This window comes from Gordonia sp. (in: high G+C Gram-positive bacteria), from assembly GCF_049647785.1.
Classification (GTDB): Bacteria; Actinomycetota; Actinomycetes; order Mycobacteriales; family Mycobacteriaceae; genus Gordonia.
Window position 1 is genome coordinate 52,827 of record NZ_JBARYI010000041.1, and the last position, 26,678, is coordinate 79,504.

Below are 26,678 nucleotides of genomic sequence, written 5' to 3' on the forward strand. Positions count from 1 at the left end.
GGCTATTCCCCGCTTCCGGGCTGGCCGATGGCGATCATGCGCTCGACGGACTTGCGCGCCAGATCCATGATCTCGGTGCTCAACACAATCTCGTCTTTACCTTCGGTGAGGCATCGCAGGAGTGCGGCCGGGGTGATCATCTTCATGTACGGGCATGCCGCACGATCGTTAACCGCGAGGAAGTCAATCTCGGGCGCAGCCTTTCGCAACTGATGCAGCATGCCGACCTCGGTCGCCACCAGCACCTGCTTGGACTCGCTTTCGCGAGCGGCGTCGATCATGCCGCCCGTCGAGAGGATCTTGACCCGCTCCTCGGGCACGATGCCCTCACCCGACAGGTACAGCGCAGACGTGGCACAACCGCACTCGGGGTGAATGAACAGTTCGGCGTCCGGGTGGCTCTCGGTCTGCGCGGTGAGTTCGTCACCGTTGATGCCCGCGTGAACGTGGCATTCACCCGCCCAAATGTGGATGTTGTCGCGGCCAGTTTCACGCTTGACGTGCGCTCCCAGGAACTGGTCAGGCAGGAAGAGCACGTCGATGCTCGGATCGATCGACGCAACCACGTCGACGGCATTCGACGAGGTGCAGCAAATGTCTGTGAGCGCCTTGACCTCGGCGGTCGTGTTCACGTATGAAACGACCATGGCGTCGGGGAAGTCGGCCTTCCACTCGCGCAGTTCATCGGCGGTGATCGAATCAGCGAGCGAACAGCCTGCCCGCTCATCGGGAATCAGCACGCGCTTGTTGGGGCTGAGAATCTTCGCGGTTTCGGCCATGAAGTGGACGCCGCAGAAGATGATCTCGTCGGCCTCGGTCTCGGCCGCAATCCGCGACAGGGCCAGCGAGTCACCGACGTGATCGGCAATATCTTGGATCGCCGGCAGTTGGTAGTTGTGCGCCAGGATCGTCGCGTTGCGTTCCTTCGCCAGGCGCTTGATCTCTGCGGCCCACTCTGCATTCGGTTCCACGCCACCGTAAGCGGCCGGAATGCTATGCCGCGGGTCGGGCATCCCGAGGTCGGTCTCGGTCCGAGTAATCACCGTTCCAGTAGTCATGCCGACTGCTCTCCCATCGCATGTTCTCCGATGCGGGGCTACGCTCCGGAGGTTTTCGACCATAGGTCGAAAACATGCAGCCATGCTAACACTTGTTACCGAAGACACGTTTTCTCGGACCACGTCGAACGGGCAAAAACAATGGCTCACCGCAGGAAAACCGCTCTGTTGGCCACGGTCGTTGCACTCCTGATCGCCACCGTTGCCGCTGGTGCGGCCATCCTCATCATGGACACGGCCACCGACGACGTCCCCCAAGCTGCGCCCACGACCGCGGTAGTTACCGAAGTCGTAACGCCCCCTGTGCCGTCGACGGTGACGGTAACGCCAGCACCTGCCCCACCGCCAGCAGTCACCATCACCGAGGAACCCTCTGGCTCGGAAGTAATCCAGGGCGGTGTCTGCCAGGCGAGCGAGGTTCGCACCTTCGGCGTTGACCCGTCGGGACAGAGCCTGGTGTGCGGCTACTCTGGCACGCCAACGCCTCATTGGCTCCGCCATGGCCCCGACGACGGTGGCGTTCACGTGGTCGGAGAACCGTGTGATTCCCGCGTCGACAGCGTTTCACGCGACTCTGCGGGTCTCTTCATCATGTGCGGCGGCCAAACGTGGGTGACCCACCCCTGACCCGACGTGACGACCCGCCTCCTCCGCCGGAGTACGACGACTCATTAACCTGGACGCTATGGAACCCGACAGCAAGGCCGCAACGACCGTTCGCGTCGAGGTACTGACCGCGGTGTTCCAGGTCAGCGAACCCGACGCGGGCGAACCGGTCCTACGGGTACTCCTCCGACCCTGCGAGGTCGCTGGCTGGGCATTGCCGGGCGGGCCCATCGTCGAACGCGAAACCCTCGGATCGGCTGCCGTCAGATGGTTGGGAACTCGGGCCGGTCTGACGCGCGTCGCTCACCTCGAGCAACTCTCAGTGTTCTCCGATCCCGACCGCGTTCCCGGAGAACGGACAGTCGCGTCGACCTTCCTCGGACTCGTTCCCAGCGATATTCCCGCTGAAACGGTCGCCGACGCACGCTGGTTCGACGTCAAAGAACTACCGGCCCTCGCCTACGACCACCGCGACGTCATCGACCTTGCCCGTGCGCGCCTGGCGGGCAAACTGTCGTACACGAATATCGCGTTTGCGTTGGCACCCAGCCAGTTCCCCATGTCCGAACTGGCCGAAATCTACGGTGCCGCACTGGGTTACGCGGTAGATGCGACAAACTTGCTGCGCGTCCTGTCGCGGCGCGGCGTCGTCGTCGCCACCGGGACAGTCGGACGCACCGGACGCACCGGCGGACGTCCACCCGCGCTGTACGCATTCGCTGACACGCGACTGCGTGTCACAGACGAGTTTGCGGCTCTGCGTCCCCCGATGTGACAGCAGCGACTCCCCGATCCTCGGTGCCAGCTTCGGCAAGAACCTGCACTGACGGTTGCGCGGACTGATCATCGCCGCGGCCCAGATCAGCATGCGACGACAGCAGCGCGCACGCCAGATAGACAAACAGCGCCACCGTTGGCGCGCACAGAAGCAACACCCAGGAGGGCCCCAAATCATTAGCCATCCAAAGATTGGTGGTGCCCCGGTAGGTCCCCGGAACCGCGGCATCGACGTCGCCGTTCACCATTCGGCCGAATCGACCTGCGAGGTCAAGGGCTATCGCCGATGTCGCGATCGACATCAGGACCACGAAAAACAGGCCGCCCAATCCGCGCGACGACCGCAACCCAAACCACGCAGCGACGGCGATCAACGCGCCCAAACCCATCGTCAGAAACGCGAAAACCGCGACCCCGTCGAACATTTTCGCCGGGTCAAGTTCGGTAGCAAATTGCACCTCGCCGTGACGTTCCACCACGAGATTGACCGCGGGCGCGAGCCACGCCCACAATCCGGCGACAACAAACGTCGCCGCGAGCAATCCGACTACCACCGCAATAACCCGGCGAATGTTCATCGCTGACCGACCTCCGAGGAGTCGACAGTGCCGTGCCGTGAACAACGCGCATCCCAGCCGTCTGGACGCACCTGCACCACCATTCGTCGACCGCATTGCCCGCAGAAACGCGGAGGTTCCAAACCCAACTGCGCGGCCGCAGGCACCGCTTCCGGTGACTGCAGTTCAGCCTCGATGCCCGTGTACACACCAAAGCGCAGGGGTTCCTGCAGTGGTCCCGAACTTTGGGGTCCCGAATTTTGGGGTCCCGAACTTTGGGGTGCCGAACTTTGCGACCCAGAGCTTTGGGCCCCAGGGAATGAAGATCCGGGGATCACACTCGTCATCGTCGACGCCTCCTGAAATCTGATCGCAGCGGCCGACGGAACGTCCGACATACGCGTTAGACCTTCGAGGCTACCGGTGCTCTCACCTGCCGACGCGATCACAGGGTGTCGTTCAGCGCTTTGATGGGCATTTCGAGGTCGCCGAGCAGATCCAAGTCATTTTCGGCTGGCCGACCAAGGGTGGTCAGGTAGTTGCCAACGATGACGGCATTGATACCGCCGAGGATGCCCTGCTTGGCTCCGAGGTCACCGAGGGTAATTTCGCGACCACCGGCGAATCGCAGAATTGTTCGCGGAAGCGCGAGGCGGAACGCGGCGACCGACTTCAACGCCTCCGACGCCGGCAGCACGTCGAGGTCACCGAATGGGGTTCCCGGTCGCGGGTTCAGGAAGTTCAACGGCACTTCGTCGGGATCGAGTGACGCCAGGTCCGAGGCGAATTCGGCGCGCTGTTCAAGGGTTTCGCCCATTCCGAGGATGCCGCCGCAGCAGACTTCCATGCCTGCCTCCCGAACCATCTTCAGGGTGCCCCACCGTTCTTCCCAGGTGTGGGTGGTGACGACGTTCGGGAAGTGGCTGCGCGCAGTTTCCAGGTTGTGGTTGTAACGATGTACCCCCATGGCAGCAAGTTCGTCGACTTGCTCCTGGGTCAGCATGCCCAAGCTGCAAGCGATCTGAATGTCGACTTCGTTGCGAATCGCTTCAATACCGGCGGCAACCTGCGCCATCAGACGCTTATCGGGACCTCGCACAGCGGCGACGATGCAGAATTCCGTGGCACCGGACTTTGCGGTCTGCTTGGCCGCCTCAACGAGCGACGGGATATCGATCCACGCACTGCGAACGGGCGAAGCGAACAGACCCGACTGGCTACAAAAGTGGCAGTCTTCCGGGCACCCGCCGGTCTTCAGCGAGATGATGCCCTCAACCTCCACTTCTGGTCCGCACCAACGCATCCGAACATCGTGGGCCACCTGGAGCAGTTCGGTGAGCCGCTCGTCATCGAGTTGCAGCACCGACAGAACCTGGTCGCGAGTGAAGCCTTCGCCACGCTCGAGCACCTGCTGGCGTGCAACCTCGAGAATGTCAGTGCCTGTCGTCTCTGCGGCGGCAACTTCGGCGGTCGTGGTCATAGGTGAATCTCCTTCAGGGGGACGGTTTCTTGAGTATGTGCAGGATGGAAAGCTCCGGCTTCGACCCAGTCGGGTGCGGCAGCACGGAAGTCAAGGCTGGCGAGTCGACCGGAACCGGTGGGTATCGATGCGACGACCGGGATCCCGGTCAGCCGCGGCAAATCCGCGAGATTGCAGGTCATCGCCAGGTCGGGGGCGTCGGGCCAACTCCCGATCACAAGTCCACGGACGCGGACCCCCGCAGCATGTGCGGCGCGCACAGTCAGTTCGGTGTGGTTCAGGGTCCCCAGGCCGGGGTCGGTCACCACCAACAGATCGGCATCGAGTCGGTTCGCCACATCCAAGATCGTGAGGTCCGATGCCAGTCGAACCAACACACCCCCGGCACCTTCGACGAGGACCAGATCAGCGTTGACCGCGAGTTCGGCGACGGCATCGACAATCTCGGCCAAGGTCACCGGCGGCAGCCCCGCGCGAGCGGCCGCAGTCTCCGGCGCCAAAGGTTCGGGGAATCGGGCCGGTTCGCGGGTCGGCAACGAACCTGCCAGTCGTTCAACCTCGGCAAGGTCGGCCGGTTCCCCCGGGGCGACTCCGGTCTGAGCAGCCTTGCACACGGCCACCCGCAAGCCGGCAGCGCGGGCCGCAGAGGCGACAGCGGCCACGGCAATCGTCTTACCGATGTCAGTCGATGTACCGGTCACGACAACAATGTCGGCGCTCATGACACCTCCACCGCACGCCGGGCACCCACTTCGCGGAGCGCATCGACCACCACACCCGACACCAGGGCCAAGTCGTCCTGGCTGAGGTCGGCTCGGACCGTCAGACGCAGGCGAGAGGTTCCCTCCGGCACCGACGGCGGTCGAAAGCACCCGACGAAGACGCCCCGCGAGCGGCACAGTTCGGCGGCACGCACAGCGGCGACGGGATCGCCGACGATAAGCGAGACCACGGCGGCATCGGGCGTCTCTGCACCGCACGCGCGCGCGAGCTGCCGGACACCGGCGCGCAGTCGTTCCGGCATCAGCGGATCGGCACGCAGCAGTCGCAAAGCCGCATGTGCCGCGCCGACTGCCGCCGGGTTGAGGCCGGTATCGAAAATGAAGGTGCGGGCGTGGTCGATGAGATGGTCGCGCAGGAGGTCCGTGCCGAGTACGATGCCGCCTTGGGCACCGAGGGATTTGGAGGCGACGGTCGTGATGATGAGTCCCGGCGCCCCGGACAGTCCCTGCTCGGCAGCCACTCCGCGCCCACCCGGACCGCGCACGCCGAGTGCATGGGCTTCATCGGCCAGCAAAATGGCACCATGATCGACGGCGGCGTCGTACAGGCCGCGCAGCGGTGCGACCTTGCCATCGATGCTGTAAATCGAATCCGTCACCACCAAGGCGCGTTCTTCGGTGCGCTCAGCGAGGACGCGGCGGACCGCGTCTACGTCACCCCGCGGCACCACCTCAACGCGGGCCCGCGACAATCGGCAACCATCAATCAATGAGGCGTGAGCTCCGGTATCGCTGACGATGAGATCACCACGGCCGACCAACGCGGTAACGGCACCGACGTTTGCCAGGTACCCGGAGGAAAACGCCAGGGCCGCCTCAAAACCCAGAAAATCGGCGAGGTCGTTCTCGAAGTCGAGGTGCGCTTGCGTGGTTCCTGCGACCAATCGCGAAGCCGTCGAGCCGGTACCCCAGCAGTCGAGCGCGGCATGTGCCCCGGCGATGACTTCCGGATGCGTCGAGAGCCCAAGGTAGTCATTCGACGCGAGGTTGATCTCAACCGTATCGGCCCGCCTGGCGACCGGAGAGCGATGCAATCCCGCCGCACGTGTTCGTTCGGCGATGTCGGCCAACCACGGCGCGCTCATGAGACGAGCTCCACCGGGTGGGTTGTCGCCGCCAGCGAAGCGCGAGTCGCCGCTGTCATGCCGTCGGCCAACCGGTCAAGGTCCACGTCGTTGATGATGAATGGCGGCATCGCGTAGATCAGTTTTCGGAACGGTCGTACCCAAACGCCTGCGGCGACTGCGGCTTCGGTCGCGGCAATCATGTCGACCTCACGATCCAATTCGATGACGGCAATGGCACCGAGGGTGCGGACGTCGGTAACTCCGTCGACTGCCAGCAGCGGTGCCAATCGGTCGGCCAGATGGCGCCCGATCGCCGGCACCCGTCGCTGCCAGTCGGATTCTGCGAGTACCGTCAGGGAGGCTTGGGCGACAGCGCAAGCGAGCGGATTGCCCATGAAGGTGGGCCCGTGGGCCAGCCCACCGGCTTCGCCTCGACTGATGACCTCGGCGATCTCGTCTGTCGTCAGCGTGGCGGCGAGGGTCAAGTACCCGCCGGTCAGCGCCTTTCCGACACACATAATGTCGGGGCTAATTCCGGCTGCGTCGACCGCAAACAGCGATCCCGTACGGCCAAACCCGGTCGCAATCTCGTCGCAGATCAACAAGACCTCGTGGCGATTGCATAGTTCGCGAAGGCCCGCGATGAGCGATGGCGAATGAAAGCGCATCCCACCTGCCCCCTGGACCACCGGCTCAATGATGACGGCGGCAAGGCGGTGGCGATGACGCGCGAGATGGTCGTCGAACATCTGCAGGTAGGCCTCGTCGGCGGCACGACCATCGCGCGAATCGGGCGGCGCAGGTACAAAGAGTTGCTCGGCAATCACGCCCCGCCACATCGAGTGCATTCCGCCGTCGGGATCGCAGACGCTCATCGGCGCAAATGTGTCTCCGTGGTAACCGCCGCGCCATGTCAGCAGGGTGCGCTTCTCGGTTTTGCCCCGGCTACGCCAGTACTGAAGTGCCATCTTGACCGCGACTTCCACCGACACAGATCCAGAATCGGCGAAGAACACTTTCTGCAGCGGCGCCGGTGTGATGGCGACAAGCTGTGCTGCCAGTGCGGCAGCTGGCTCGTGGGTGAGTCCACCGAACATCACATGCGACATGAGGCCGGCTTGCTCGGCCAGCGCCCTGTCCAGTTGCGGGTGACGGTAGCCGTGGATTGCGGCCCACCAGGAACTCATGCCATCGATCAGTTCGCTGCCGTCGGCGAGCCGAATGGTGACACCTTCGCAGTCGCTCACCACGAGCGGCGTCGTCGTCGACGGAAATCCGCCGTACGGATGCCAGACGTGCCGCGCGTCGATCTTTGAGATCGTTGCTGCATCCACGGTGATCTCTCCCTCTTTCGCTTCTGAACGTGGTGCCGGGTAAACCGGTAACCCTGGACACCGTACAGGACATACCTGTACGTCGTACAGGGAACTCCTGAACGACGTACACTGCAGGTCAATCGTCTACCGGCAAGCTAAGGTGACATCCGTGAGTAATACGAGGTCCGACATTCTCGCCGCAGCTCGAGGCATCCTTGCCGAGCACAGCCTTGCCGATCTCACGATGCGACGCCTGGCCGCCGACCTCGGCGTGCGCCCGAATGCGCTCTACTGGCACTTCCCCAACAAGCAGACGATGTTGGCCGCGCTGGCCGAGGACATTCTCGCCAGCATTCCGGGACCGTCACCCGACATCGACTGGCTCACGGAGCTGCATCGGTTAGCCACTGATCTGCGCGCCGTTCTGCTAGCCGTTCCCGACAGCGCCGAAGTGGTGTCGTCGGCCTGGGCGTCCGGGCTCGCCGATCGCAGTATCGAGAAGACGATTGCCGACGTCGCAGCACGTGGTCAGCTGTCCGCGCAAGCGTCATCCGGGCTCGCAACGGCCATCTGCCAGTTGACAATTGGTCTCACTATCGAGGAACAAACGCGCACCCAGATGGAAAGACTCGGCGTTACCGGTTCGTCGGGGCGAGTCTTTTCCGCCGAGTTCGACGACGCCCTCGACATCATCCTCGACGGTGCCCGTGCACGCAGCGAGATCAACACCGTCGCCTAACCCGGAATCCCCTTCTTTTGTGTCACTTCGACACGCCACTCCCCGCCCATTCCGTCACCGATCGTGGCGTGTTGTGATGGAACGGTCGAATGGTGACGGAAAAGGGGGAAGCGGCAGTTGCGGCTTCGTTGTGGTGGACGTCGGTACGATCATCAGCGATTAACTATTCGACTGCCCGAGTTGCTCCGTGCCATCGAGAGATCGACGTCCGACGGAGGAGAGGTATGCCACGCACCACCCTCGAACCCGTCGCCACCTATCGGGTACAACTGACGCCCGACTTCACCTTCGCCGAAGTCACCGGAATCCTCGGACACCTCTGCGACCTCGGCGTGAGCCACCTGTATCTCTCCCCCATCCTGGAAGCGATGCCAGGGTCGCAGCACGGCTACGACTGGTCGCCACCGGCTCGAATCGCACAAGCTCTCGGCGGTCTCGACGGCTTCCGGTTCCTGCGTGAGCATGCGCGGGCCCTGGGCATCGGCATGATTCTCGATCTCGTGCCCAACCACGTCGGTGTGGCATCAGTCGCCCACAATCCGTGGTGGGAGCACGTGCTGACGTTCGGCTTCGACTCCCCGTATGCGACCTACTTTGACCTCTATCCGGCCGACACCGACACCATCTATCTCCCCTATCTCGGTCGAGCCGAAGACCTCGCAGATCTCCGCCTCGACGAACGCGATTGGCTGGTACTCGGCGACATTGCCGTCCCCACCGCCCCGGGAACCGTTGCGCCGGGTGATGATCCACTTGAGGTCCATCAACGTCAGCACTACCGACTCGTTGCCCACGATGGCACGCAAATCGGCTATCGGCGGTTTCTCACGGTGAACGGTCTCGCCGCGCTGCGGCAAGAGATCCCCGCCGTGTACGACGCGACACACGGTTGGCTTCAAGAACTCGTAGCGGACGACCTTCTCGACGGCGTGCGCATCGATCACCTCGACGGGCTTCGCGACCCCGTTGGCTACCTCACCCGCCTCCGGGCCGACCTCGGTGCTGACCGCCTCATCTACGTCGAGAAGACTCTGGCAATCGCCGAAGAACTCGACCCTTCCCTACCCGTCGACGGAACCACCGGCTACGAGACTTTACAGCTGATCGAGGCACGTTTTACCGCACCGACAGGTGCCATTGAATTGGAAGAAACATTCCGTACCATCTCCGGTGGCCGCGAAGGCGACGGAGATCGCCTGTGGGAACGAGCCCGCGAACTGCGCGAAAGCGTGTTGGTGAGCAGTTTCCCCGATCGCCTACAACGAATCACGGACCTCCTGTCGGCCCGCGATCACCAGGTTCCGCCGCACATCCTCAGGCAAGCGGTATCTCTGCTCGTGAGTTCGTCGCCGGTCGCCCGACCCGGATATCCGGCGACGACGGAAGCGGTCCTCAACCGGATCGACAACCTGGCGGCCGAAAATCTCGTCGCAGCACCCGGGTGCGAGGTGCTCGCCACGGCGATCGCCGACCCCGACTATGCACCGGAAGCGGTGGCACGTCTCGGCGAAGCGACGGTTGCGGTGTATGGCCAGGCCATCGAAGGGATCGGCTATAACCGGACCGCGCGCCTCGTATCGAGTCAGGAACTCGGCTGTTCGCCCCTGATCCCGGCAATCAACCAGCCCGACTTCGACGAACGCTGCAGTTGGCGGGCCGCGCACTGGCCACGCGGACTCAACGCGCTCTCGACGCACGATACGAAGCGTGCCGAAGACGTGCGGGCCCGGATCGCGGTGATCGCCCAAACCCCGCAGCGATGGCGGATCTTTGTCGACGAGCTTTGGCGTATGGCACCGCCTCCACACAGTTGGGTCTGCTACTACCTGCTGCAGAATCTGGTCGGCGTGTGGCCGGATCAAGCGCTCCCCGACGAGCAGATGCGCGCGCGTTTCTCGGCATTTGCGTCCAAAACCTTGCGCGAAGGTCAGGTGGTGTCTTCGTGGTCCGACCCCAACCCCCGAGCCGAAGCCGACGTCCTGCGGTGGCTCGACACCATTCAAACCGGTATCCCGGGCTTGGCAGTTTCGTCGTTCGTGTCCCTCATCGCCGACGCTGGCCGTGAAGAATCGCTGTCGCGCAAGGTCATCTCGTTGACACTGCCCGGAGTCGGCGACATCTACCAGGGCACTCAATGGTGGGACGATTCGCTGACCGACCCCGACAATCGGCGACCCGTCGACTACACGCGCAGCCTGGACCACCCGAAGGTCCAGGCGGTTCGCGCCGCCTTGGCTGTCCGACGCCGCCACCTCGACTCATTCGGTCCGGGCAGCGACTATGCGAGTCTGACGGTTCGCGGCCCCGCCGCAGCCCATCTGATTGCGTTCTCACGCGGTCATCGCGGAGTGGCCGCGGTCGTCGTCGTGGGTGTCCGTTTGGCATTGATGTTCAACAGTCCCGTGACCCGCGGGAAAGCCTACGTCGAACTACCGCCCGGAATATGGGTCGAGACGACTGCGGGCGAGGAGTTCACCGGCTCAATCTCGGCCGACGCTCTCCTCGCCGACAAGCCATATGCCCTGCTGGAGCTTAAAAGTTAGTCCTTAACCTCCGGGCACGGGTTCCGGAGCAGGTGCAGGTGCAGGCTGTCCCTGCGCAGCACCCACCGTGACTCCCGGACCAAAGTCCATGGCGCTGACCAGCCATTCGCCGTCAACCTTGTCGACCTTCAGTTGCAAGAGCAGTGCGTTCTTGGCGGGGCCACCGCTGGTCGGGCTCACCCCGGTGACATCGACGCCAACCACCACGTCTGCGGTGTTCGCATCGAACGACTCGACCATCGTTGAAGTGACCGATGTGGTCAGATTCGTGATCTTTGAGTCCTGCATAAACTTCACAGCGTCGTCGGCATCGGAATCGAGTCGTGCCTTCAGGTCACCGGTCGTCAACGAGCCAACGGTTTTCCGCAGCGAATCCGGCGTCGCATTCTCTGCGCTCATCGCTTTCAGGTAGGTGACAACGAATTGCGCCCCAGCGGTCTTGCTGGCGTCGAAGGCCGCCAGTTCCTGCTTCTGGTCGTACAACTTCCACCCGCCGAAAGCGAGAACCGCAATCACTACCGCGGCCAGCAAACCTGCTGCGACTCGCTTGATGAGTCGAATTGGAATGGTCACTGCAGAAGTATCGGCAGACGCCGCCTTTGCCTGGCGCGCCGCACGGCGGGCAGCGTTGGATGCGGACCCATCCGCCGACTCGTTGGGGTCGTTTGATACTTCCTCAAGATCCTCGGTTGCCCCAGCATCCGAGATGTCTTTTGCATCAGCTGAACTCATACGTCCTTCATCACTCATCTGGCAGAGAGCACTTACCTGCCAGCGCTCTCAATACTTCTGTCTGGGCCTGTCACTACTTATCGAGCGGAACCGTCCGAGCGTTCGGATCGTAGTTAGCTGGCGGTCCGGCCGTGTCGTCGCCCTTCGGACGTGGAGCATTGGCTGCGCCACGCGTCAGCATCGTCGGGTCCTCGGTCACACAGTACAGATTCTTCGGAATCGCCATGCTTTGGATCTTCGTTGGATCTGACGGCGCAATCGAATAGTTGCATGTGGGGCGTGGGAAAATCGTCGCCAACGCCCACCAGGCGCCGCCGTGGAACATCGCCTGCGACTGAATAACGCCATCGCGGACACTGGGAAACAGGTTTGCCAACGCTGGCGCACGCAACGCACCCTGACGAGCGACGTCGAGGAACTGAGTCAGCACATCCGACAACGGGTCAGTGATCGCCGCGAGCGAACCCGCCAAGCTAGTCAACTGTGCAGGCCCGTTGCCCAACAGTCCGCGCAACTCCGCATCGGCAGCTTTGGTCGCCGAGAACAATTCGTCGATACCGCCAACCATCCGCTGCAAATCCGGTTGGATGCCGGACGTTGTCTTCAGGATGGTTCCGGTGTTCTCAATCAATTTTGTTGTCTGCGGGAGCACCTTCGCGAGATCGGCAAAAATCACGCCACCCGATTGGAAGATCGACTTGAGTTGGTTCGGGCCGTTGTCATTGAGGCCAATCTCAAGTTGCTGCAGTGATGCCGTCAGCTTGGGGGCATCGATCTGGCCAATCACGTCGAGAGCCGACTGGAGCATGCCGGGAAAACCCGCAGTCACGTGCGTTTGCGTTGCCTGAATCTCGTCGCCATCGCTCAGGTATGGCCCGTCGTCGGTAGTTGGCGTGATGTTGACGTACTGCTCTCCGGCTGCGGACAACCCCAACGCCGAGAAGGTCGCGTTCTTGTTGATTTTGAAGTCGTCTCGCAACTTCAACTTCACGTCGACGGTCTTCGAGGCGACCTTGATGCTCTCGACATTCCCAATCTCCGAACCCCGCAACATCACCAGACTGGTTTCCTGCAGCCCTCCGGATGCCGGGAAATGAACGGTGACCGCGTAGGTACTTTGCCACGGACGCCAACTCAAGCTATTGAAAGCCAGGAACGCCAGCCCCAGCAACATCACCAGCACCAGCCCGAGGTTGCCGAGAATGATCTTGTGCTTCCGTAACCAAGTCATCATGAGCAGCATCCCCTCGTACCGGACAGCCGCGCAATAATGCGCGCAAGTGTCTGCTCCATGCTGTTCATACCCTTGGTGATGTCTGACCCCTCAGGCAGTCGGGTGGCCGCGTCGAAACCGACTCCCGGCGTGAGCCAGAAGATCTTTGCCGACACGGCTGCGGCACTACCGGATGTCGCCTTGATCCACTTCGGATTCAACTCGGCCATTCGATCAGCCAACGGCCCAAACATCGGGGCTGACTTGTTCAATGCCACCAGCGTGGTGTTCAGGTGACCGAGCATTTCGGTGAAGTCGTCCTGCTCGGTATTTAAAAAGTCGTTGGTCGCGGTCGTGATCTTGTTCGACTTATCGAGCGTCGTCAAGATCATTCCCAATTGATCGTTCACCACGTTGATTGCGGCAGGCAACTTGTTCACTGCCGCTGAAATCTGCGTGCGACCATCGGCCAACTCTTTGGTGAACTTCGCGGTGTTGGCCATGGCCTCGTCGACCAGTGCCGAGTTTTTGTTGAACTTGTCGATGGCCGTGGTGAAGCCCTCGATCGCACCACGCAATTCCGGGGCATTGCCGCCGACGGCGGTACTCAACTCCGTAAAGATTGTCTGCAGCGAACTGATCGAACCGGAATCAACGAGACCGGTCATCGACACCAGCAGGTCCTCGATGGTCGCGGCTGCCGACGTCGGCCCGGTGATCGTGCCGCCGTCCTTGACCGGCGCGGCCGTCGACTTAGCTGGCGGTTGTAGAGCGATAAAGACATCGCCGAGCGGTGTCGCCTGGCGCAGTTCGGCTGCCGTATCGACGGGGATATCGGCGTCACGTGAGACATTCATTGTCACTTCAGCCCGATAGTTCTTCGCGATGATCGACTCAACTTCACCCACCTCCATGCCACCGAGGCGCACCTTCGCTTTGTTCGGCAAGTTCAGCGCATTGTCGAATGACGTGTGGATGGTGATTGCATCGCCGATGCCACCCGGTGCGGGCAGCGGAATCTGTTCAACAGTGAGGCCTGGAATCGCGCCGCATGCGGCGAGGCTCACAGTAGTTACCAGCGCAACCGCGGCGACCCCGGCCTTCTTCTTCAGTGTCATTTGCTCATCAGCCCCAACAGTCCCGAATAGATACCGAGGTCGGGACCGAAGTCCTTCAACTGACCGGTTTCGCAGCCTCGCTTGTCGAGTTGGATAACTCGGCACAGCGCCGACAGCGACTGGTTGTCAAGCAGGGATTTGTCGACCGGAACCCCGGCACGCCACGCGCCCTGTTCGACGGACACCGAGTTCGAGAGGTTCTGGAACACCATTGGCGTCTGGTCGATGGTCTCCACGACTTCACGGGAAAAGTCCGACAGATTGGCCAGCAGGGCCGCAAGCCGTCCCGTTGATGCGCCAATCAATCCCGAGTTGCCCGACAGGAAATCCGACGTATTTTGCAGGGTCTGGTTCAGGTCACCCAGAGAGGCGACCAAGCCGACCGACTGGTTGCCTAACATCTCCGATACCTGGGTGATCGACGAAGAGAACTGCTTCATTTTCGGGTAGTTGTCGGTGAGCGCTGTCGTCAACGTCTCAAGGTTCTTGATGATGGCAACGAGAGCGTCCCCGTTATCGGCGCCGAGCTTGCCTGCCTTCGACAACGCCGCGAGCGCCTCGCGCAGCTTCTCCCCATTGCCCGAGGCGATGCCAGAAGTGACATCGACAAAGTCGGCGATCGGGCCTTCACCCGGTCGGTCACCGGACATCGACTTCACAATGGCGTCAATTGAGTCGAATAGCGTACCGATCTCGACGGGCGATTCGGTGTTCTTGATGACGCCGCCGTCTTCGAGTTTGGGACCCTCCTGGTAAGTCGGTGACAGCTCGATGTGGCGTGTTGTGACAATCGACGTGTTCACGATGGCTGCCGTGACATCGGCGGGGACATCGATTGAGTTGTCGACGGTCATCGTCACCTTGACACGCGTGCCTTGCGGTTCCACCGAAGTGACTCGGCCGACCGGCATTCCGAGAACCGCGACGTCGTTGCCGTCGTAGATGCCCGACACGTCGTCGAAGTAGGCCGTCACCGTATTGGCTTGTCCCGCTGCGGCCGTCCACGTCGCGGGCACCAGTGAGCAACCGGTCACCGTCAACGCTGTCACCGTTGCGAGTGCAGCACCGACAATGGCCCGCTTGCGGCGCATTGGCCCTTGCTCGCGCTGGGTTACGTTCAGCATCCGTTCACCACCTTTGCCAAGCACAACCAGTTGTCGGGAAATAGACCCCACGGCAGGTAGCCGGTTGTGTAGGGGCCGTCGCCCATGATGTTGGCTGCCTGTCGCGTCGCGATAGGCAGGGCTTCGAGCAGCTTGCGGAGGTTAGCCCGGTTCTTCTCCAGGCCATTGGTCATGGTGTTCAAGTTGGCCATGACCGGGGCGAACTGGTCGCGGTTCTCAGCAGCGACGGCGCTCGCCTGGTCGGTGAGCCTTGCCAATCCATCGAGCATGCGGGTGACGAGTTGCTCGCGGGCCACAATTTTGTTGGCCAATTGCGCGCCCTGCCCCACAATGATCGAGAGTTGGAACTGCGTGTCGACGACCTGGCTGGTGACTGCATCGGTGTCTTTCAACATCTGATCAATCTGATCGCGACGATTGTTAAGCACATCCGACATCCGCGTCAGCGACTCAAGCGTGGGCCCCATGATGGCTGGCGCACCGGCCATCTGTCGCGACAGCGTCCGAATACTGTTCGTCAACTCGTCCGCTTTGATGCCTGCGATGATCGGGGTGCCTTTGGCAAGGGTCTGCTGAAGGTCGTAGGGCACGTAGGTCTGCTTAATCTTGCCGTCGGGAGCTGCGGCATCGCTCGTTCCCAACACAATGTCGATGTAGCGCTGCCCCAGCAGGGTCGACATTTTGATCTCGGCCGAACCGTCGTCCTTCACGACCACGTCCCTGTTGACCTTCATGGTGATCGTGACGTGATTGCCGTTGAGTTCGGTGGTATCGACCTTGCCGACATCGATGCCAGCAACGCGGATCTTGTCGCCGGGACGAATACCGCCGGCTTGAGCAAAATCGGCGGTGTACGTCTTCTGTCCGATTCCCGCAGAACTGAAGGCGACGATGCCAACCAGCAATGCGACCAACCCCAGGGCACCAACGATGCCGTACCAGAGGCCACGATTGCCGTTAAATGAAGACTTCAGACGGTTTTTCATCGACACACCACCGAGTGCTGAGTACCACCGATTTTGTTAATCAGGCCCGGCGGGAAAAGCACGTTGCCGATCGAGATATCAAGGTCACACATGTAGATGTTCAAGTACGCGCCCTGCGAAATAACGACGGACAGGTGGCCGAGGAAGACCGGTAGGTCACCGGCGAGTCGATCCATTTTGGAGCCGCTGGAGATCAGCTGGTTGGTGGCCTGCAGTGCGGCGTTGCCAGCCGATTGGAGACTGGCCCGGTTCTTCGCGAATACATCGGCAAAACCGGATGCGGTACGGCCGATCTGATCGATCGCCTTGCCGAACTGGGCCGAGCTGCCGTTGAGTCCTTCGACCAGTTTGCCAGCGCTGTCGATCAGGGTCTGCAGCTGATTGCCCTGCGAGGCGAGTTCTCGAACCACCACACCGACGTTGGTGATGATGGCACCGAGCACTTGATCACGGTTCGCCATGTCATTAGCGACCTGCCCGATAGATTCCAACGTGCGAGAGAGCGACACCGCGTTGCCTTGGAAGGCCTGGATCAGGCTTTCCGAGAGCAAGTTGACCTGATCGGGCGTGAGCGTGTCGAAGACCGGCTGGAATCCGGCGAGCAACTTTGTCACGTCGAAGGAATCTTCACTCGGCAGGCGCAGTGCCGACCCCGGGCTCAGCTTCGCTCCCGGTGTGGGACCGTTCAGCGACAGCGCAAGGTATCGCTGACCGATCAAGTTCTGATACCGGATCGCAGCCTGCGTGTTGGCGTAGACCTGCTGATCGTCTTGCACCTCGAACTTCACCGCAGCCTTGCCGTCCGCCAAGTCGATACTGCTGACTCGACCGACGCGGACACCCGCCATCCGGACGTCATCGCCCACTGCCAACCCCGACGCATCGTTGAACGTGGTCGAGAAGTCGGTAGTCGACCCGCTGACAGACCGCTCCAGCGTCGACCAAATCAGATAGGTCATAAACAACGCGGCGATGGCGAACAGCGAGAAGCCAATCAGCGGCTTCCGAATGCTTGTCGAAGAATTACTCACTGGCCTCCCTCCCTTGGCGTGACTGCGGATACCAGCGGACCCAGCATCAGGCTGTCCGCGGACGACGGCTTGCGGCCGAGTGCATCCTTCAGCGTTTTCGAATCCTTACCGGTGGTGACACCACTGACCGGTTTGGTGGCCGACGCTCGGTGCATCCCGGGCGGATAGATCGTTAACGGACCAGAGCTTGTCGGCCCGGTTCCGGTGCCCGGACCCACGCAGCCCGGGCCGCGGGTCTGTCCGTAACGCCCGCCGTTGTACACCGGACAGTTCTGACGCGTATACATCTGGTAAGCACCAAAGTTCACGCCAAGATTCAGCTGCGGGCGCCCGTTGGTGCCGGTAAAGACCGAGAGTGCCTTACCTGCGAGGACGTACAGTTCCCGCAGCGCATCGGGCATGGCGTCCGGTTCCATCACGATGGCACCCAGCATGGTGTTGAGGTCCCGGACAATTCGCTTTCCGCCATCAGCGTTCTTGGCGAACAGCGTTTGGAGTTCGTCGATCGTTCCCTGTCCCGCCGAAAGCAGCGCGGTGAGCTGGTCGGCGTTGTTGGCGATCGTCATCGCCGGGACCACCGACTTGCCCAGGGCATCAAGGAGTTCCGGCGTCGACTTCGCCAGGCCGCTGACGGCATTGTTGAAGTTCTCGAAGCCCGAGGGCGCACCGGCTGGGAACTGGGCATTGATGGTTTTCCAGTAGTTATCGAGGACACCGACGAAGGTCGAGAAAGTGGCACCGCCGCCCTTGAGGGCGTCAGCGATCGTGCCCAGGACCATGCCGAGATCTTCCGGCGGTACCGCACGGAGCAATTCACGGAGTTCGTTCTGCGCGTCCTGCAGCCGGATCGTCGGCTCCGAGGTATCGGCCTTCACGACAGCACCCGTCGCCAGCGTCTGGGTCGACGGGTTCGCCGGGGCGATGAGTTCAATCGAGTTCACACCAAACAGGTTCGACGGGACGGTGCGAGCGGTGGTATTCGCGGGGATCCCGGAAGCCTGCTTCGGGTCAAGAATCAGCGCCACATCCTTAACCGGATTGTCGCCGGTGCCGACGCTCGTAATCGTGTCGACGGTCCCCACAATGAAACCGTTGTAGCGAACGTCCGCCCCGGAAACGAGGCCGTCGCCGACGTCGGTCAGCTGTGCCGTCACATCGGTGCGACTGTCGAACTTGCCTTCATAGCGAGCCAAGAGGAGCCCGAGCACGACGGCCCCGACGGCGAGGAATGCCAAGCCGCGGATGAAGTACGTCTTCAAGGACGGATCGCGTCCGCCAGTATCAATTTTCATCTGCTATCCCGAAATCTTGATGCCTGCAGAGGTACCCCAGAAGACCAGGGTCAGGATGAGGTTCGCGAAGACGATTGTGATGATCGAAAGCCGGATCGCGTGACCGGCCGCCACCCCGACACCTTCCGGGCCACCCGAGGCGAAGTACCCGTAGTAGCACTGGATAAAGGTGGTGAGCAGCACAAACACGATCACTTTGAGGAACGAGTAAAAAACATCCTGCGACAGCATGAACTGGTCGAAGTAGTGCAGGTAAGTACCCGAGCCTGCACCGGACTGCAACTGGAACATCACCTGCGCGGCAACGTAGTTGGCGGCCAGCGAGATGGCGTACAGCGGAATGATCGACAAGACGGCCGCCGCCATGCGGGTGGTGACCAGGTACGGAAGCGGTCGGATCGCGATCGACTCAAGGGCGTCGATTTCTTCGCTGATTCGCATCGAGCCCAATTGCGCGGTGAAACGGCAGCCCGACTGTGCAGTGAAGGCAGTGGCCGCCAGTAGTGGCGCGATCTCCCGGGTGGTGGCGAAGGCCGACAACCCGCCCGTCACCGGCGACATACCGAGCAGATTCAGGGCGGTGTAGCCCTCGATGCCGACGGTCGCACCGCCCATGAGCCCGAGAATAATCATGACGCCGACGGTTCCGCCGCCGACCACGATGGCCCCATTACCCCAGGCGACGTCGGAGAGCAGTCGCCACACTTCCTTGCGGTAGTGAGTAAATGTGATGGGTGCCAGTCCGATGGACTTCACCAGGAAAGTAATGAGATGGCCCATGGCGACGACCCCGTCGCGCGGGACTTCCCATAACTTTTTCAGCCACGAAAGCGGCCGCAAAACCGGTGGTACATACGGGGAAGCCGTCAACTCACACCACCTTGGCCGGGACGACGAGCGCGAAGATCTGCGTCAAGATCACATTCACGGTGAACAGCAAGATCACCGAGTTGACCACTGCCGCGTTCACGGAGTTTGCGACACCTGCCGGTCCACCGGTGGTCGACAATCCGCGGTCACAGGCGACAATCGCAACGATGGCCCCGAAGATGACGGCCTTACCGAGGGCGAATAGGAGATCAGGCGTGCCAGCGAACGAGGCGAACGTGCCCGTATAGCTGCCCGGTGTTCCACCCTGGAAGTACACGTTGAAGAGATAGCCGGTGATGAACCCCACGAAACACACGAAACCGCAGAGCAGAAATGCCACAACCATGGTTGCTAGCAGTCGCGGCGAGATCAGCCGCTGGACCGGGTTAACGCCCATCACGCGCATGGCGTCGATCTCTTCGCGGATCGTGCGAGATCCCAGGTCTGCGGCGATTGCGGAACCCACAGCGCCAGCAAGCAACAGCGACGTGACCAGCGGTGCGCCCTGGCGGATGACGCCAAGACCCGTGGCGGCACCGGCGAAGGAAGTCGCACCAATCTGACCGGCGATGTTCGATACCTGGATGGAGACAATGACGCCAATTGGGATGGCGACCAACAGGGTCGGAAAAACTGAGGTCGACGCCATGAAGGCGCACTGTCGGACAAACTCTTTGAACGGGAAGCGCTTCTTCACAATGTCTTCGATGAGGACTTTAAAGACCTCGACGAACATTGCCAGTTGCCGACCGAAGGTCTCGAAGGACTTCTTAATGTGGCCGTCGAACCATTTTCCCGCTCCGCTATCGGACCATCGACGTTTGGCCACTGGCTGGTGCTGCGCGGGTTGGCGCTGCTCCGGCTCCACCGTTCCTGTGTCCACACCCCTACCTTCATGTTGAGTTCACACTCCGCAGGGAAAATTTGGCGCGATGCCGTATCCCCCATACGTACGATCCTGCCGGATCGTCTGGTCGTAATATACACAGCAATTTCCGGTCATTGTGCGCCGGGCCACACATAACTTCACCTATGAAGGAAATTGGTCAGTTCCCGGCACTGACCTCGAAACATACTGGTAATACCTGAGTTTCAGGAGTTCCAAATTCTGGACGCGAGAAAGGGCAGACACTTGTGAATCTGGGCGAGGACGAGAGAAGCCGACGAACCGCTGCACTCACGGCAATCCGCCGCATCCGCGACCGGATCGATCGCGAATACGATCTGCCGCTCAATGTGGAGCAACTCGCCCGGGATGCGTACATGTCACCCGGCCATATGAGTCGCGAATTCAAACGGATCTACGGCGAGTCGCCATACTCGTATCTCATGACGCGCCGGGTCGAGCGGGCGATGACACTGCTGCGAGGTACCGACATGTCAGTCACCGAAGTGTGCTTCGCGGTGGGATCATCCTCACTCGGCACGTTTAGCACGCGGTTCACCGAACTGGTTGGCGTGTCACCAGCGGCGTATCGACGCGCAAATACCGGCGAGCTAGAGGGCATTCCCCCGTGCCTGGCGAAAGTGGTTGCCAGACCGATCAGGAATCGAGAAGCCAAGCCGCCGCCGGAAGCTTAACGTCGAAACCATGAACATTGAGATTACGTACGCGTTCCTTCCACACACCAACGCCGATGCGGCCTTGGGCTTCTACCGAGACACGCTCGGATTCGAGGTCCGAAAGGACGTCGGCTACCAGGACATGCGGTGGCTCACGGTGGGACCTGTCGGTCAGCCTGAGGTTTCGATCGTCCTACATCCGCCAGCCGTCGATCCCGGCATCACCGATGATGAGCGGCAGACCGTCTTGGATCTGATGGCCAAGGGTTCGTACGGTGCGCTGACTCTGTCGTCTGACAACCTGGAAGCCCTGTTCGACACCCTCGCTGCCGCCGACGCCGACATCGTGCAGGAGCCCACCGACCAGGACTACGGTGTCCGCGACTGCGCGGTCCGCGACCCCTCGGGCAATCTGATTCGAATCAACCAGAAGTCCTGATCCCGCCTCGAGCACGGTACCCCGGCGCTACGTGAGGTAGCGGTAAGCCGGGGTATCCGGCTCAAGCAGTTCAACGTCGAGGCGCGAGCGTTTCATCCGATCTTGGAGCCCTTCTAGGCCATTCCGGTCGCCGAGTTCGATACCGACGAGCGCCGCACCGGTTTCTCGGTTGTTCCGCTTGACGTATTCGAAGAGGGTGATGTCGTCGTCGGGGCCAAGCACCTCGTCGAGGAAACGACGCAATGCACCTGGCTCTTGCGGAAAGTTCACCAAGAAATAGTGCTTGAGTCCACGATGGACCAGCGACCGCTCAATGATTTCCCCGTAGCGCGAAATGTCGTTGTTGCCACCGGAAATTAGCGCGACGACCTTCGCGTCCTTGGGTAGGTCGAGCTCCTGGACCGCAGTGACGGCCAGCGCGCCGGCAGGTTCGGCGACGATTCCTTCGTTCTGATAGAGCTCCAACATGGTGGAGCAGATCGCACCTTCGCTGACCGACGTGATCGTGACACTGCCGGGCGCAAAGTCAATGTCGGCCTTGTCGATTACCGCGACCTGCGGATCGTCGGTGATCTCTGAAAGGATTGGGTGCGTCACTACGCGAGCGCCGGCGTCGGCCATCACGTCGTGTCCCAGCGCACCGATTCGCTTCACCGCAGCGCCATCGACAAACGGATCAACCGTCGTCAGCGTGTATGGCTCACCGTGTACAAGCGCCGCGGACAACGAAACCGCACCGTGCGGTTCCACACCGATGATGGCGACGTCGGGGCAGACGTCGCGCAGGTAGGTGAGGATGCCTGCCATGCACCCGCCGCCACCGACCGGAAGCACCACGACGTCGGGGTCGGACCCCAACTGCTCGACGATTTCCTTCGCGATAGTTCCCTGCCCCGCAGCGGTGCGCGGGTCATCAAAGGCGTGGATCCATGTGGCACCGGTCCGAAGCACATCACTTTGCGCGGCGGAAGCTGCGGCATCGTAGGTGTCACCGACGGCAATCAGTTCAACAAATCCCTTGCCATGCCAGTGGATTCGGTCACGCTTCTGTTTAGGAGTGGTGGTCGGAACGTAAATCCGACCATTCACCTTCATTCGAGCGCAGGCATAAGCCACACCCTGTGCGTGGTTACCGGCGCTAGCAGCGACCACGCCAGCGGCGAGTTCGGACTCACTCAACTGCGCCATCACGTTGTAGGCGCCGCGAATCTTGTACGACCGCACGGTCTGCAAGTCTTCACGCTTAAGGAAGATCTTGGCCCCGGCTTCCGCGCTCAATCGGGGGCAGGGTTCGAGCGGTGTGCGGCGGACGACGCCGTCCAACCGACTTGCCGCATCCCTAATGCTGTCCGGAGTTAGACCGAGTTCAACAGTGGGAACGATGTTCGGCGATGAAGTCACGTTCTCCATCGTCCCACCGCGACCCACCGATGCGGTAGCCACCCCACCAGACAACAACGACTGCCGCCGCACTAGCCCACATGGCAGCGTTGCCAGACCCGGTGAACCAGAACGCAAGACCTGCCGCGACGAAGCCCACGACGACCGCCGCAAGCTTATGGATCGGCCATGGAACACCGAACACCGACACCGATGCCAAGGTGCGCACGCGTGAGGCCTCCGGAATCAGCTGAATCAGTGTTGCCATGACTCCGAGTGTACGCGAGCCGTCAAACAAAGTTTCGGCTCACCGAAACCTGATGCGCGGGTTGGTTGGATCGAGACGGTCGGTCAGGTCAGGCAGCCCGGACCAAGGAGCGCCTTAAGGTCGCCCATCAGCGCTGACGTTGGTGCAACGCGGAGGGAGTCGGTGAGGCGCAACTGGGTTTGCTTGCGCTCGCTGACCAGCGTCACATGGACGTCGGACGTGCCAGGGTGACGTTCCAGGATCTGCTTAAGAGCACCGACGCGGTCCGGCGTGCAGACTCGTGCCGTCAAGGTCAGGTTCAACGGCTTCGTGGTCCCTGCCGCCGAGAGGTCCGGCACGGCGAGGTCGTTGGCGCTGATCATTGTCGAATCGTCACGCTTATTGACACGAGCCCGAACCAGCACGATATTGTCCGCGACGAGGTCCATGCCGTACGCCACGTACGCGCGGGGGAAGAAGTACACCTCCACGCCACCAACCATGTCTTCCAGCGTCACGGCGGCCCACGGCTCGCCCTTCTTGTTGACCCGTCGGGTCACCGAGGAAATGATGCCGCCGATCGTGATCTGCGCACCATCTGGCACCGTGCCTTCCAGCAACGTGGTGATCGACGTATCAGTTTGCGCGGAAAGGGCATGTGCCACGCCAGCCAGCGGATGGCCCGACACATACAAGCCCAGCATGTCGCGTTCCAGAGCGAGCTTGTGCTTCAGTTCCCATTCGTCTTCGGGGACCTTGACGGCAAAGACGTCGGCCGTTGCGTCGTCTCCTCCCCCGGCACCGCCGAACAGATCGAACTGTCCGATCGCTTCGGCCTTCTTTGTCGACAGGACAGCGTCGATCGCATCAGCGTGGACCAAGAACAGGCCCTTGCGGTCGTGGCCGAGCGAGTCGAAACCGCCAGCCTTGATCAGCGACTCGGTGACCTTCTTGCTGCACGCTTGTACGTCGACCTTGCCGAGGTAGTCGGAGAAGTTCGCGAACGCCCCCTTCTCCTCGCGGGAAGCGATAATCGACGCGACGACGCCTGATCCGACATTGCGGATCGCGGCCAAGCCAAAGCGAATGTCTTCGCCGACGGCCGCAAAGTCCGCGCGTGAGGCGTTAACGTCCGGCGGCAACACGGTGATGCCCATCTTGCGGCAATCCGCCAGATAGATCGCGGCCTTGTCTTTATCGTCGCCGACCGACGTCAGCAGGCCCGCCATGTACTCGGCAGGGTAGTTCGCCTTGAGGTAAGCGGTCCAGAACGACACCAGGCCGTATCCGGCGGCGTGCGACTTGTTGAACGCGTAGCCGGCGAACGGAAGGACCGTGTCCCACAGCGCCGTAATCGCTTCCTGTGAGAAGCCGTTGTTCTTCATGCCTTCGGCGAACCCGCCGTAGGCCTCGTCGAGGATTTCCTTCTTCTTCTTACCCATGGCGCGACGCAACAGGTCGGCCTGACCAAGCGAGTAACCGGCCACCTTCTGAGCGATCTGCATGATCTGCTCCTGGTAGACGATCAGGCCGTACGTCTCGGAGAGGATTTCCTTCAGCGGCTCTTCGAGCTCAGGATGGATCGGCTTGACGTCCTGCAGACCGTTCTTCCGCTTGGCGTAGTCGGTGTGCGCGTTCACCCCCATGGGACCGGGCCGGTACAGCGCCAACACTGCGACGATGTCCTCAAAGCCGGTGGGCTGCATCATTTTCAGCAGCTCACGCATGGCGGCACCGTCGAGTTGGAACACGCCCAGGGTGTCACCGCGCGCCAGCAACTCGTAGGTCGCTGTGTCTTCCAGTGGGAGCTTGTCGAGATCGATGTCGATCCCGCGGTTGGCCTTGATGTTCTCAAGGGCGTCACCGATGACGGTGAGGTTGCGCAAGCCCAGGAAGTCCATCTTCAGCAGGCCGATGGCCTCACATGATGGGTAATCCCAGCCGGTGATGATGGCACCGTCCTGTGGGCGCTTCCATACCGGGATTGCGTCGGTCAGCGGCTCGCTCGACATGATGACCGCGCAGGCGTGCACACCTGCGTTGCGAACCAGCCCCTCAAGGCCGAGCGCGGTGTCATAGATTCGCTTGACGTCAGGGTCGGTCTCGATGAGCGTGCGGACCTCGGTTGCCTCCGAGTACCGCTCGTGTTTCGGGTCGGTGATGCCCCACACCGGGATGTCCTTGGCCATGATGGGCGGAGGCAGCGCCTTGGTGATGCGGTCGGCGATAGCGAAGCCCGGCTGACCGAACTGGACGCGGGCGGAGTCCTTAATCGCTGCCTTCGTCTTAATGGTGCCGAACGTGATGACCTGCGCGACCTTGTCGTGTCCCCACTTCTTGGAGGCATAGGTGATCATTTCGCCACGACGACGGTCGTCGAAGTCGATATCGATATCGGGCATCGATACGCGCTCAGGGTTCAGGAACCGCTCAAACAGCAGACCGTGCGGGATGGGGTCGATGTTGGTGATGCCCATCGCGTATGCGACCAACGAACCGGCGGCGCTACCTCGTCCGGGGCCGACGCGGATGCCGACTTCAAGGGCGTGGGCGATGAGGTCGCCGACGACGAGGAAGTAGGCGGGGAACCCCATCTGGTTGATGACGCGGAGTTCGTACTCGGCACGGGCGATGTATTCGTCGGTGGGGCGACCGTCGAATCGACGATCCAGTCCGGCCATGACTTCCCTGGCCAGCCATGTCTCCTGGGTGTAACCCTCGGGAACCGGGAAGATCGGCATGCGGTCGTGGTGGCTGTAGACGTCCTCGTAAGACTGCACGCGCTCGCCAATTTCGAGCGTGTTGTCGCAGCCGCCGGGAACGACGTCGTCCCAGAGGGCACGCATCTCCTCGGCGGACTTGAGGTAGTAGCCGTCGCCGTCGAACTTGAAGCGAGTTGGGTCGGATAGCGTTTTGCCGGTTTGCAGGCACAGCAGTGCTTCGTGGGCCTCGGCGTGCCCGCGGGTGACGTAGTGGCAGTCGTTGGTCACCAGGGGTTTAATGCCCAGTTTGTTGCCGATGTCGAGCAGGCCGGTGCGGACGCGGCGCTCAATCTCCAGGCCGTGCTCCATCAGTTCCAGGTAGAAGTTCTCCTTGCCGAAGATCTCCTGCCATTTACCTGCGGCCTCAAATGCTTCGGCATCGTGGCCCAGTCGCAGACGGGTCTGGATCTCGCCGGACGGGCAACCCGTCGTCGCGATGATGCCTTCGGCGTGCTGGGCGATGATCTCGGCGTCCATCCGCGGCCATTTACCGAGTTGACCTTCGGTGGACGCCAGTGAGGACAACTTGAAGAGGTTGCGCAGCCCGGTGGCATTCTCGGCGACCATCGTCATGTGCGTGTACGCACCGGAACCGGACACGTCGTCGGATTTTTGATCTCGCGTACCCCACAGCACGCGCTTGGTGTTGAAACGGGAGTCGGGGGCAACGTAAGCCTCGATGCCGATGATCGGTTTGACGCCGTGCTTTTTTGCGGTGTTGTAGAACTCGCTAGCACCGAACATGTTGCCGTGGTCGGTCATGCCGATGGCGGTCATTCCCAGTCGCTCGGCTTCGTCGAACAGCGGCGACATCTTCGCCGCACCGTCGAGCATCGAATATTCGGTGTGGTTGTGAAGATGAACGAACGACCCGGACACGCAGCAACTCCTCTACAAAACAAACACCGATAACAGAAACCTTGTCCTGCAATGGAACTGCGATCGCCATGATTTTCATCCCGCGACCGCGATCCGCCTGCGGTGCCTCCACTTTAG

Annotated in this window: 25 protein-coding genes; 6 read left to right on the forward strand and 19 right to left on the reverse strand. The window is 61.7% G+C overall.

Annotated features, from left to right (window positions below; genetic code table 11):
• Nucleotides 1–2: 2 nt before the first annotated feature.
• Complete coding sequence (nadA, locus tag WBA38_RS06395; protein ID WP_424294431.1) at nucleotides 3–1,013, reverse strand: quinolinate synthase NadA; 1,011 nt, start codon at nucleotides 1,011–1,013, stop codon at nucleotides 3–5.
• A gap of 213 nt (nucleotides 1,014–1,226) precedes the next feature.
• Here nadA and WBA38_RS06400 point away from each other — a divergent pair, with 213 nt between their 5' ends.
• Nucleotides 1,227–1,685, forward strand: coding sequence for a hypothetical protein (locus tag WBA38_RS06400; protein ID WP_424322324.1), 459 nt, complete (start codon nucleotides 1,227–1,229; stop codon nucleotides 1,683–1,685).
• 58 nt (nucleotides 1,686–1,743) lie between these two features.
• On the forward strand, nucleotides 1,744–2,439 hold the full coding sequence (locus WBA38_RS06405; protein ID WP_424294406.1) for an NUDIX hydrolase: 696 nt from the start codon (nucleotides 1,744–1,746) through the stop codon (nucleotides 2,437–2,439).
• On the opposite strand, the gene WBA38_RS06410 is transcribed toward WBA38_RS06405, so the two are convergent.
• From WBA38_RS06410 to WBA38_RS06435, 6 genes are all read right to left on the reverse strand, one after another.
• The gene (locus WBA38_RS06410) at nucleotides 2,402–3,019 is read right to left on the reverse strand and encodes a DUF2567 domain-containing protein (protein WP_424294405.1); all 618 of its coding nucleotides are present in this window, start codon (nucleotides 3,017–3,019) and stop codon (nucleotides 2,402–2,404) included. The two genes, WBA38_RS06405 and WBA38_RS06410, sit on opposite strands and share 38 nt — an antisense overlap.
• Nucleotides 3,016–3,231 carry a hypothetical protein gene (locus WBA38_RS06415; RefSeq protein ID WP_424294430.1) on the reverse strand — a complete coding sequence of 72 codons (216 nt, stop codon included), beginning with the start codon at nucleotides 3,229–3,231 and terminating at the stop codon, nucleotides 3,016–3,018. Before WBA38_RS06415 ends, WBA38_RS06410 begins: the two co-directional genes overlap by 4 nt.
• Nucleotides 3,232–3,443: 212 nt before the next feature.
• Nucleotides 3,444–4,478 carry a biotin synthase BioB gene (bioB, locus tag WBA38_RS06420; RefSeq protein WP_424294404.1) on the reverse strand — a complete coding sequence of 345 codons (1,035 nt, stop codon included), beginning with the start codon at nucleotides 4,476–4,478 and terminating at the stop codon, nucleotides 3,444–3,446.
• Nucleotides 4,475–5,200, reverse strand: coding sequence for a dethiobiotin synthase (gene bioD, locus WBA38_RS06425; RefSeq protein WP_424294403.1), 726 nt, complete (start codon nucleotides 5,198–5,200; stop codon nucleotides 4,475–4,477). The genes bioB and bioD overlap by 4 nt, the downstream gene beginning before the upstream one ends.
• Nucleotides 5,197–6,345: an 8-amino-7-oxononanoate synthase gene (locus WBA38_RS06430; protein ID WP_424294402.1), complete on the reverse strand. Its 1,149-nt coding sequence runs from the start codon at nucleotides 6,343–6,345 to the stop codon at nucleotides 5,197–5,199. Before WBA38_RS06430 ends, bioD begins: the two co-directional genes overlap by 4 nt.
• The gene (locus WBA38_RS06435; RefSeq protein WP_424294401.1) at nucleotides 6,342–7,661 is read right to left on the reverse strand and encodes an adenosylmethionine--8-amino-7-oxononanoate transaminase; all 1,320 of its coding nucleotides are present in this window, start codon (nucleotides 7,659–7,661) and stop codon (nucleotides 6,342–6,344) included. Before WBA38_RS06435 ends, WBA38_RS06430 begins: the two co-directional genes overlap by 4 nt.
• A gap of 151 nt (nucleotides 7,662–7,812) precedes the next feature.
• On the opposite strand from WBA38_RS06435, the gene WBA38_RS06440 reads away from it, so the two are divergent.
• Entirely contained in the window at nucleotides 7,813–8,382 is a 570-nt protein-coding gene (locus WBA38_RS06440) for a TetR/AcrR family transcriptional regulator (RefSeq protein WP_424294400.1), read from the forward strand.
• Between the two features lie 224 nt (nucleotides 8,383–8,606).
• Nucleotides 8,607–10,925, forward strand: a complete 2,319-nt coding sequence (treY, locus tag WBA38_RS06445) for a malto-oligosyltrehalose synthase (protein WP_424322325.1) — start codon at nucleotides 8,607–8,609, stop codon at nucleotides 10,923–10,925.
• Nucleotides 10,926–10,928: 3 nt separating this feature from the next.
• Here the strand turns inward: treY and WBA38_RS06450 are convergent, their stop codons facing one another.
• The 9 genes from WBA38_RS06450 to WBA38_RS06490 all read right to left on the reverse strand — a co-directional run bounded on the left by WBA38_RS06450 (nucleotide 10,929) and on the right by WBA38_RS06490 (nucleotide 20,120).
• A complete protein-coding gene (locus tag WBA38_RS06450) occupies nucleotides 10,929–11,657 on the reverse strand; it encodes a hypothetical protein (RefSeq protein ID WP_424294398.1) in 729 nt (242 codons plus the stop codon).
• A gap of 73 nt (nucleotides 11,658–11,730) precedes the next feature.
• Entirely contained in the window at nucleotides 11,731–12,891 is a 1,161-nt protein-coding gene (locus WBA38_RS06455; protein WP_424294397.1) for an MlaD family protein, read from the reverse strand.
• Entirely contained in the window at nucleotides 12,888–13,988 is a 1,101-nt protein-coding gene (locus WBA38_RS06460) for an MCE family protein (RefSeq protein ID WP_424294396.1), read from the reverse strand. Before WBA38_RS06460 ends, WBA38_RS06455 begins: the two co-directional genes overlap by 4 nt.
• Complete coding sequence (locus WBA38_RS06465) at nucleotides 13,985–15,112, reverse strand: MCE family protein (RefSeq protein ID WP_424294395.1); 1,128 nt, start codon at nucleotides 15,110–15,112, stop codon at nucleotides 13,985–13,987. The genes WBA38_RS06460 and WBA38_RS06465 overlap by 4 nt, the downstream gene beginning before the upstream one ends.
• Nucleotides 15,106–16,098, reverse strand: coding sequence for an MCE family protein (locus WBA38_RS06470; RefSeq protein WP_424294394.1), 993 nt, complete (start codon nucleotides 16,096–16,098; stop codon nucleotides 15,106–15,108). The genes WBA38_RS06465 and WBA38_RS06470 overlap by 7 nt, the downstream gene beginning before the upstream one ends.
• Nucleotides 16,095–17,129 carry an MCE family protein gene (locus WBA38_RS06475; RefSeq protein ID WP_424294393.1) on the reverse strand — a complete coding sequence of 345 codons (1,035 nt, stop codon included), beginning with the start codon at nucleotides 17,127–17,129 and terminating at the stop codon, nucleotides 16,095–16,097. The genes WBA38_RS06470 and WBA38_RS06475 overlap by 4 nt, the downstream gene beginning before the upstream one ends.
• A complete protein-coding gene (locus WBA38_RS06480; RefSeq protein ID WP_424322326.1) occupies nucleotides 17,126–18,421 on the reverse strand; it encodes an MlaD family protein in 1,296 nt (431 codons plus the stop codon). The genes WBA38_RS06475 and WBA38_RS06480 overlap by 4 nt, the downstream gene beginning before the upstream one ends.
• Nucleotides 18,422–18,424: 3 nt before the next feature.
• On the reverse strand, nucleotides 18,425–19,291 hold the full coding sequence (locus WBA38_RS06485; RefSeq protein WP_424294391.1) for an ABC transporter permease: 867 nt from the start codon (nucleotides 19,289–19,291) through the stop codon (nucleotides 18,425–18,427).
• Between the two features lies 1 nt (nucleotide 19,292).
• Nucleotides 19,293–20,120: an MlaE family ABC transporter permease gene (locus WBA38_RS06490; protein ID WP_424294429.1), complete on the reverse strand. Its 828-nt coding sequence runs from the start codon at nucleotides 20,118–20,120 to the stop codon at nucleotides 19,293–19,295.
• Nucleotides 20,121–20,431: 311 nt separating this feature from the next.
• Here WBA38_RS06490 and WBA38_RS06495 point away from each other — a divergent pair, with 311 nt between their 5' ends.
• Entirely contained in the window at nucleotides 20,432–20,872 is a 441-nt protein-coding gene (locus WBA38_RS06495) for a helix-turn-helix transcriptional regulator (RefSeq protein ID WP_424294428.1), read from the forward strand.
• A 10-nt stretch (nucleotides 20,873–20,882) separates the two neighbouring features.
• A complete protein-coding gene (locus tag WBA38_RS06500; RefSeq protein WP_424294390.1) occupies nucleotides 20,883–21,293 on the forward strand; it encodes a VOC family protein in 411 nt (136 codons plus the stop codon).
• 27 nt (nucleotides 21,294–21,320) lie between these two features.
• Here WBA38_RS06500 and ilvA read toward each other — a convergent pair whose 3' ends face one another.
• From ilvA to dnaE, 3 genes are all read right to left on the reverse strand, one after another.
• Nucleotides 21,321–22,703, reverse strand: a complete 1,383-nt coding sequence (ilvA, locus tag WBA38_RS06505; RefSeq protein ID WP_424294389.1) for a threonine ammonia-lyase IlvA — start codon at nucleotides 22,701–22,703, stop codon at nucleotides 21,321–21,323.
• Nucleotides 22,660–22,941: a hypothetical protein gene (locus WBA38_RS06510; RefSeq protein WP_424322327.1), complete on the reverse strand. Its 282-nt coding sequence runs from the start codon at nucleotides 22,939–22,941 to the stop codon at nucleotides 22,660–22,662. The genes ilvA and WBA38_RS06510 overlap by 44 nt, the downstream gene beginning before the upstream one ends.
• A gap of 83 nt (nucleotides 22,942–23,024) precedes the next feature.
• On the reverse strand, nucleotides 23,025–26,561 hold the full coding sequence (gene dnaE, locus WBA38_RS06515) for a DNA polymerase III subunit alpha (protein ID WP_424294387.1): 3,537 nt from the start codon (nucleotides 26,559–26,561) through the stop codon (nucleotides 23,025–23,027).
• Between the last annotated feature and the right edge of the window lie 117 nt (nucleotides 26,562–26,678).

Bases quoted from the DNA above. Each gene is read 5' to 3' on its own strand.
- WBA38_RS06410 (WP_424294405.1), bottom strand. From the start codon at position 3,019: ATGAACATTCGCCGGGTTATTGCGGTGGTAGTCGGATTGCTCGCGGCG.
- WBA38_RS06470 (WP_424294394.1), bottom strand. From the start codon at position 16,098: ATGAAAAACCGTCTGAAGTCTTCATTTAACGGCAATCGTGGCCTCTGG.
- WBA38_RS06500 (WP_424294390.1), top strand. From the start codon at position 20,883: ATGAACATTGAGATTACGTACGCGTTCCTTCCACACACCAACGCCGAT.
- ilvA (WP_424294389.1), bottom strand. From the start codon at position 22,703: ATGGAGAACGTGACTTCATCGCCGAACATCGTTCCCACTGTTGAACTC.
- WBA38_RS06510 (WP_424322327.1), bottom strand. From the start codon at position 22,941: ATGGCAACACTGATTCAGCTGATTCCGGAGGCCTCACGCGTGCGCACC.
- bioB (WP_424294404.1), bottom strand. From the start codon at position 4,478: ATGACCACGACCGCCGAAGTTGCCGCCGCAGAGACGACAGGCACTGAC.
- WBA38_RS06480 (WP_424322326.1), bottom strand. From the start codon at position 18,421: ATGAAAATTGATACTGGCGGACGCGATCCGTCCTTGAAGACGTACTTC.
- nadA (WP_424294431.1), bottom strand. From the start codon at position 1,013: ATGCCCGACCCGCGGCATAGCATTCCGGCCGCTTACGGTGGCGTGGAA.
- bioD (WP_424294403.1), bottom strand. From the start codon at position 5,200: ATGAGCGCCGACATTGTTGTCGTGACCGGTACATCGACTGACATCGGT.
- WBA38_RS06430 (WP_424294402.1), bottom strand. From the start codon at position 6,345: ATGAGCGCGCCGTGGTTGGCCGACATCGCCGAACGAACACGTGCGGCG.
- WBA38_RS06460 (WP_424294396.1), bottom strand. From the start codon at position 13,988: ATGACACTGAAGAAGAAGGCCGGGGTCGCCGCGGTTGCGCTGGTAACT.
- WBA38_RS06450 (WP_424294398.1), bottom strand. From the start codon at position 11,657: ATGAGTTCAGCTGATGCAAAAGACATCTCGGATGCTGGGGCAACCGAG.
- WBA38_RS06405 (WP_424294406.1), top strand. From the start codon at position 1,744: ATGGAACCCGACAGCAAGGCCGCAACGACCGTTCGCGTCGAGGTACTG.
- WBA38_RS06465 (WP_424294395.1), bottom strand. From the start codon at position 15,112: ATGCTGAACGTAACCCAGCGCGAGCAAGGGCCAATGCGCCGCAAGCGG.
- treY (WP_424322325.1), top strand. From the start codon at position 8,607: ATGCCACGCACCACCCTCGAACCCGTCGCCACCTATCGGGTACAACTG.
- WBA38_RS06455 (WP_424294397.1), bottom strand. From the start codon at position 12,891: ATGATGACTTGGTTACGGAAGCACAAGATCATTCTCGGCAACCTCGGG.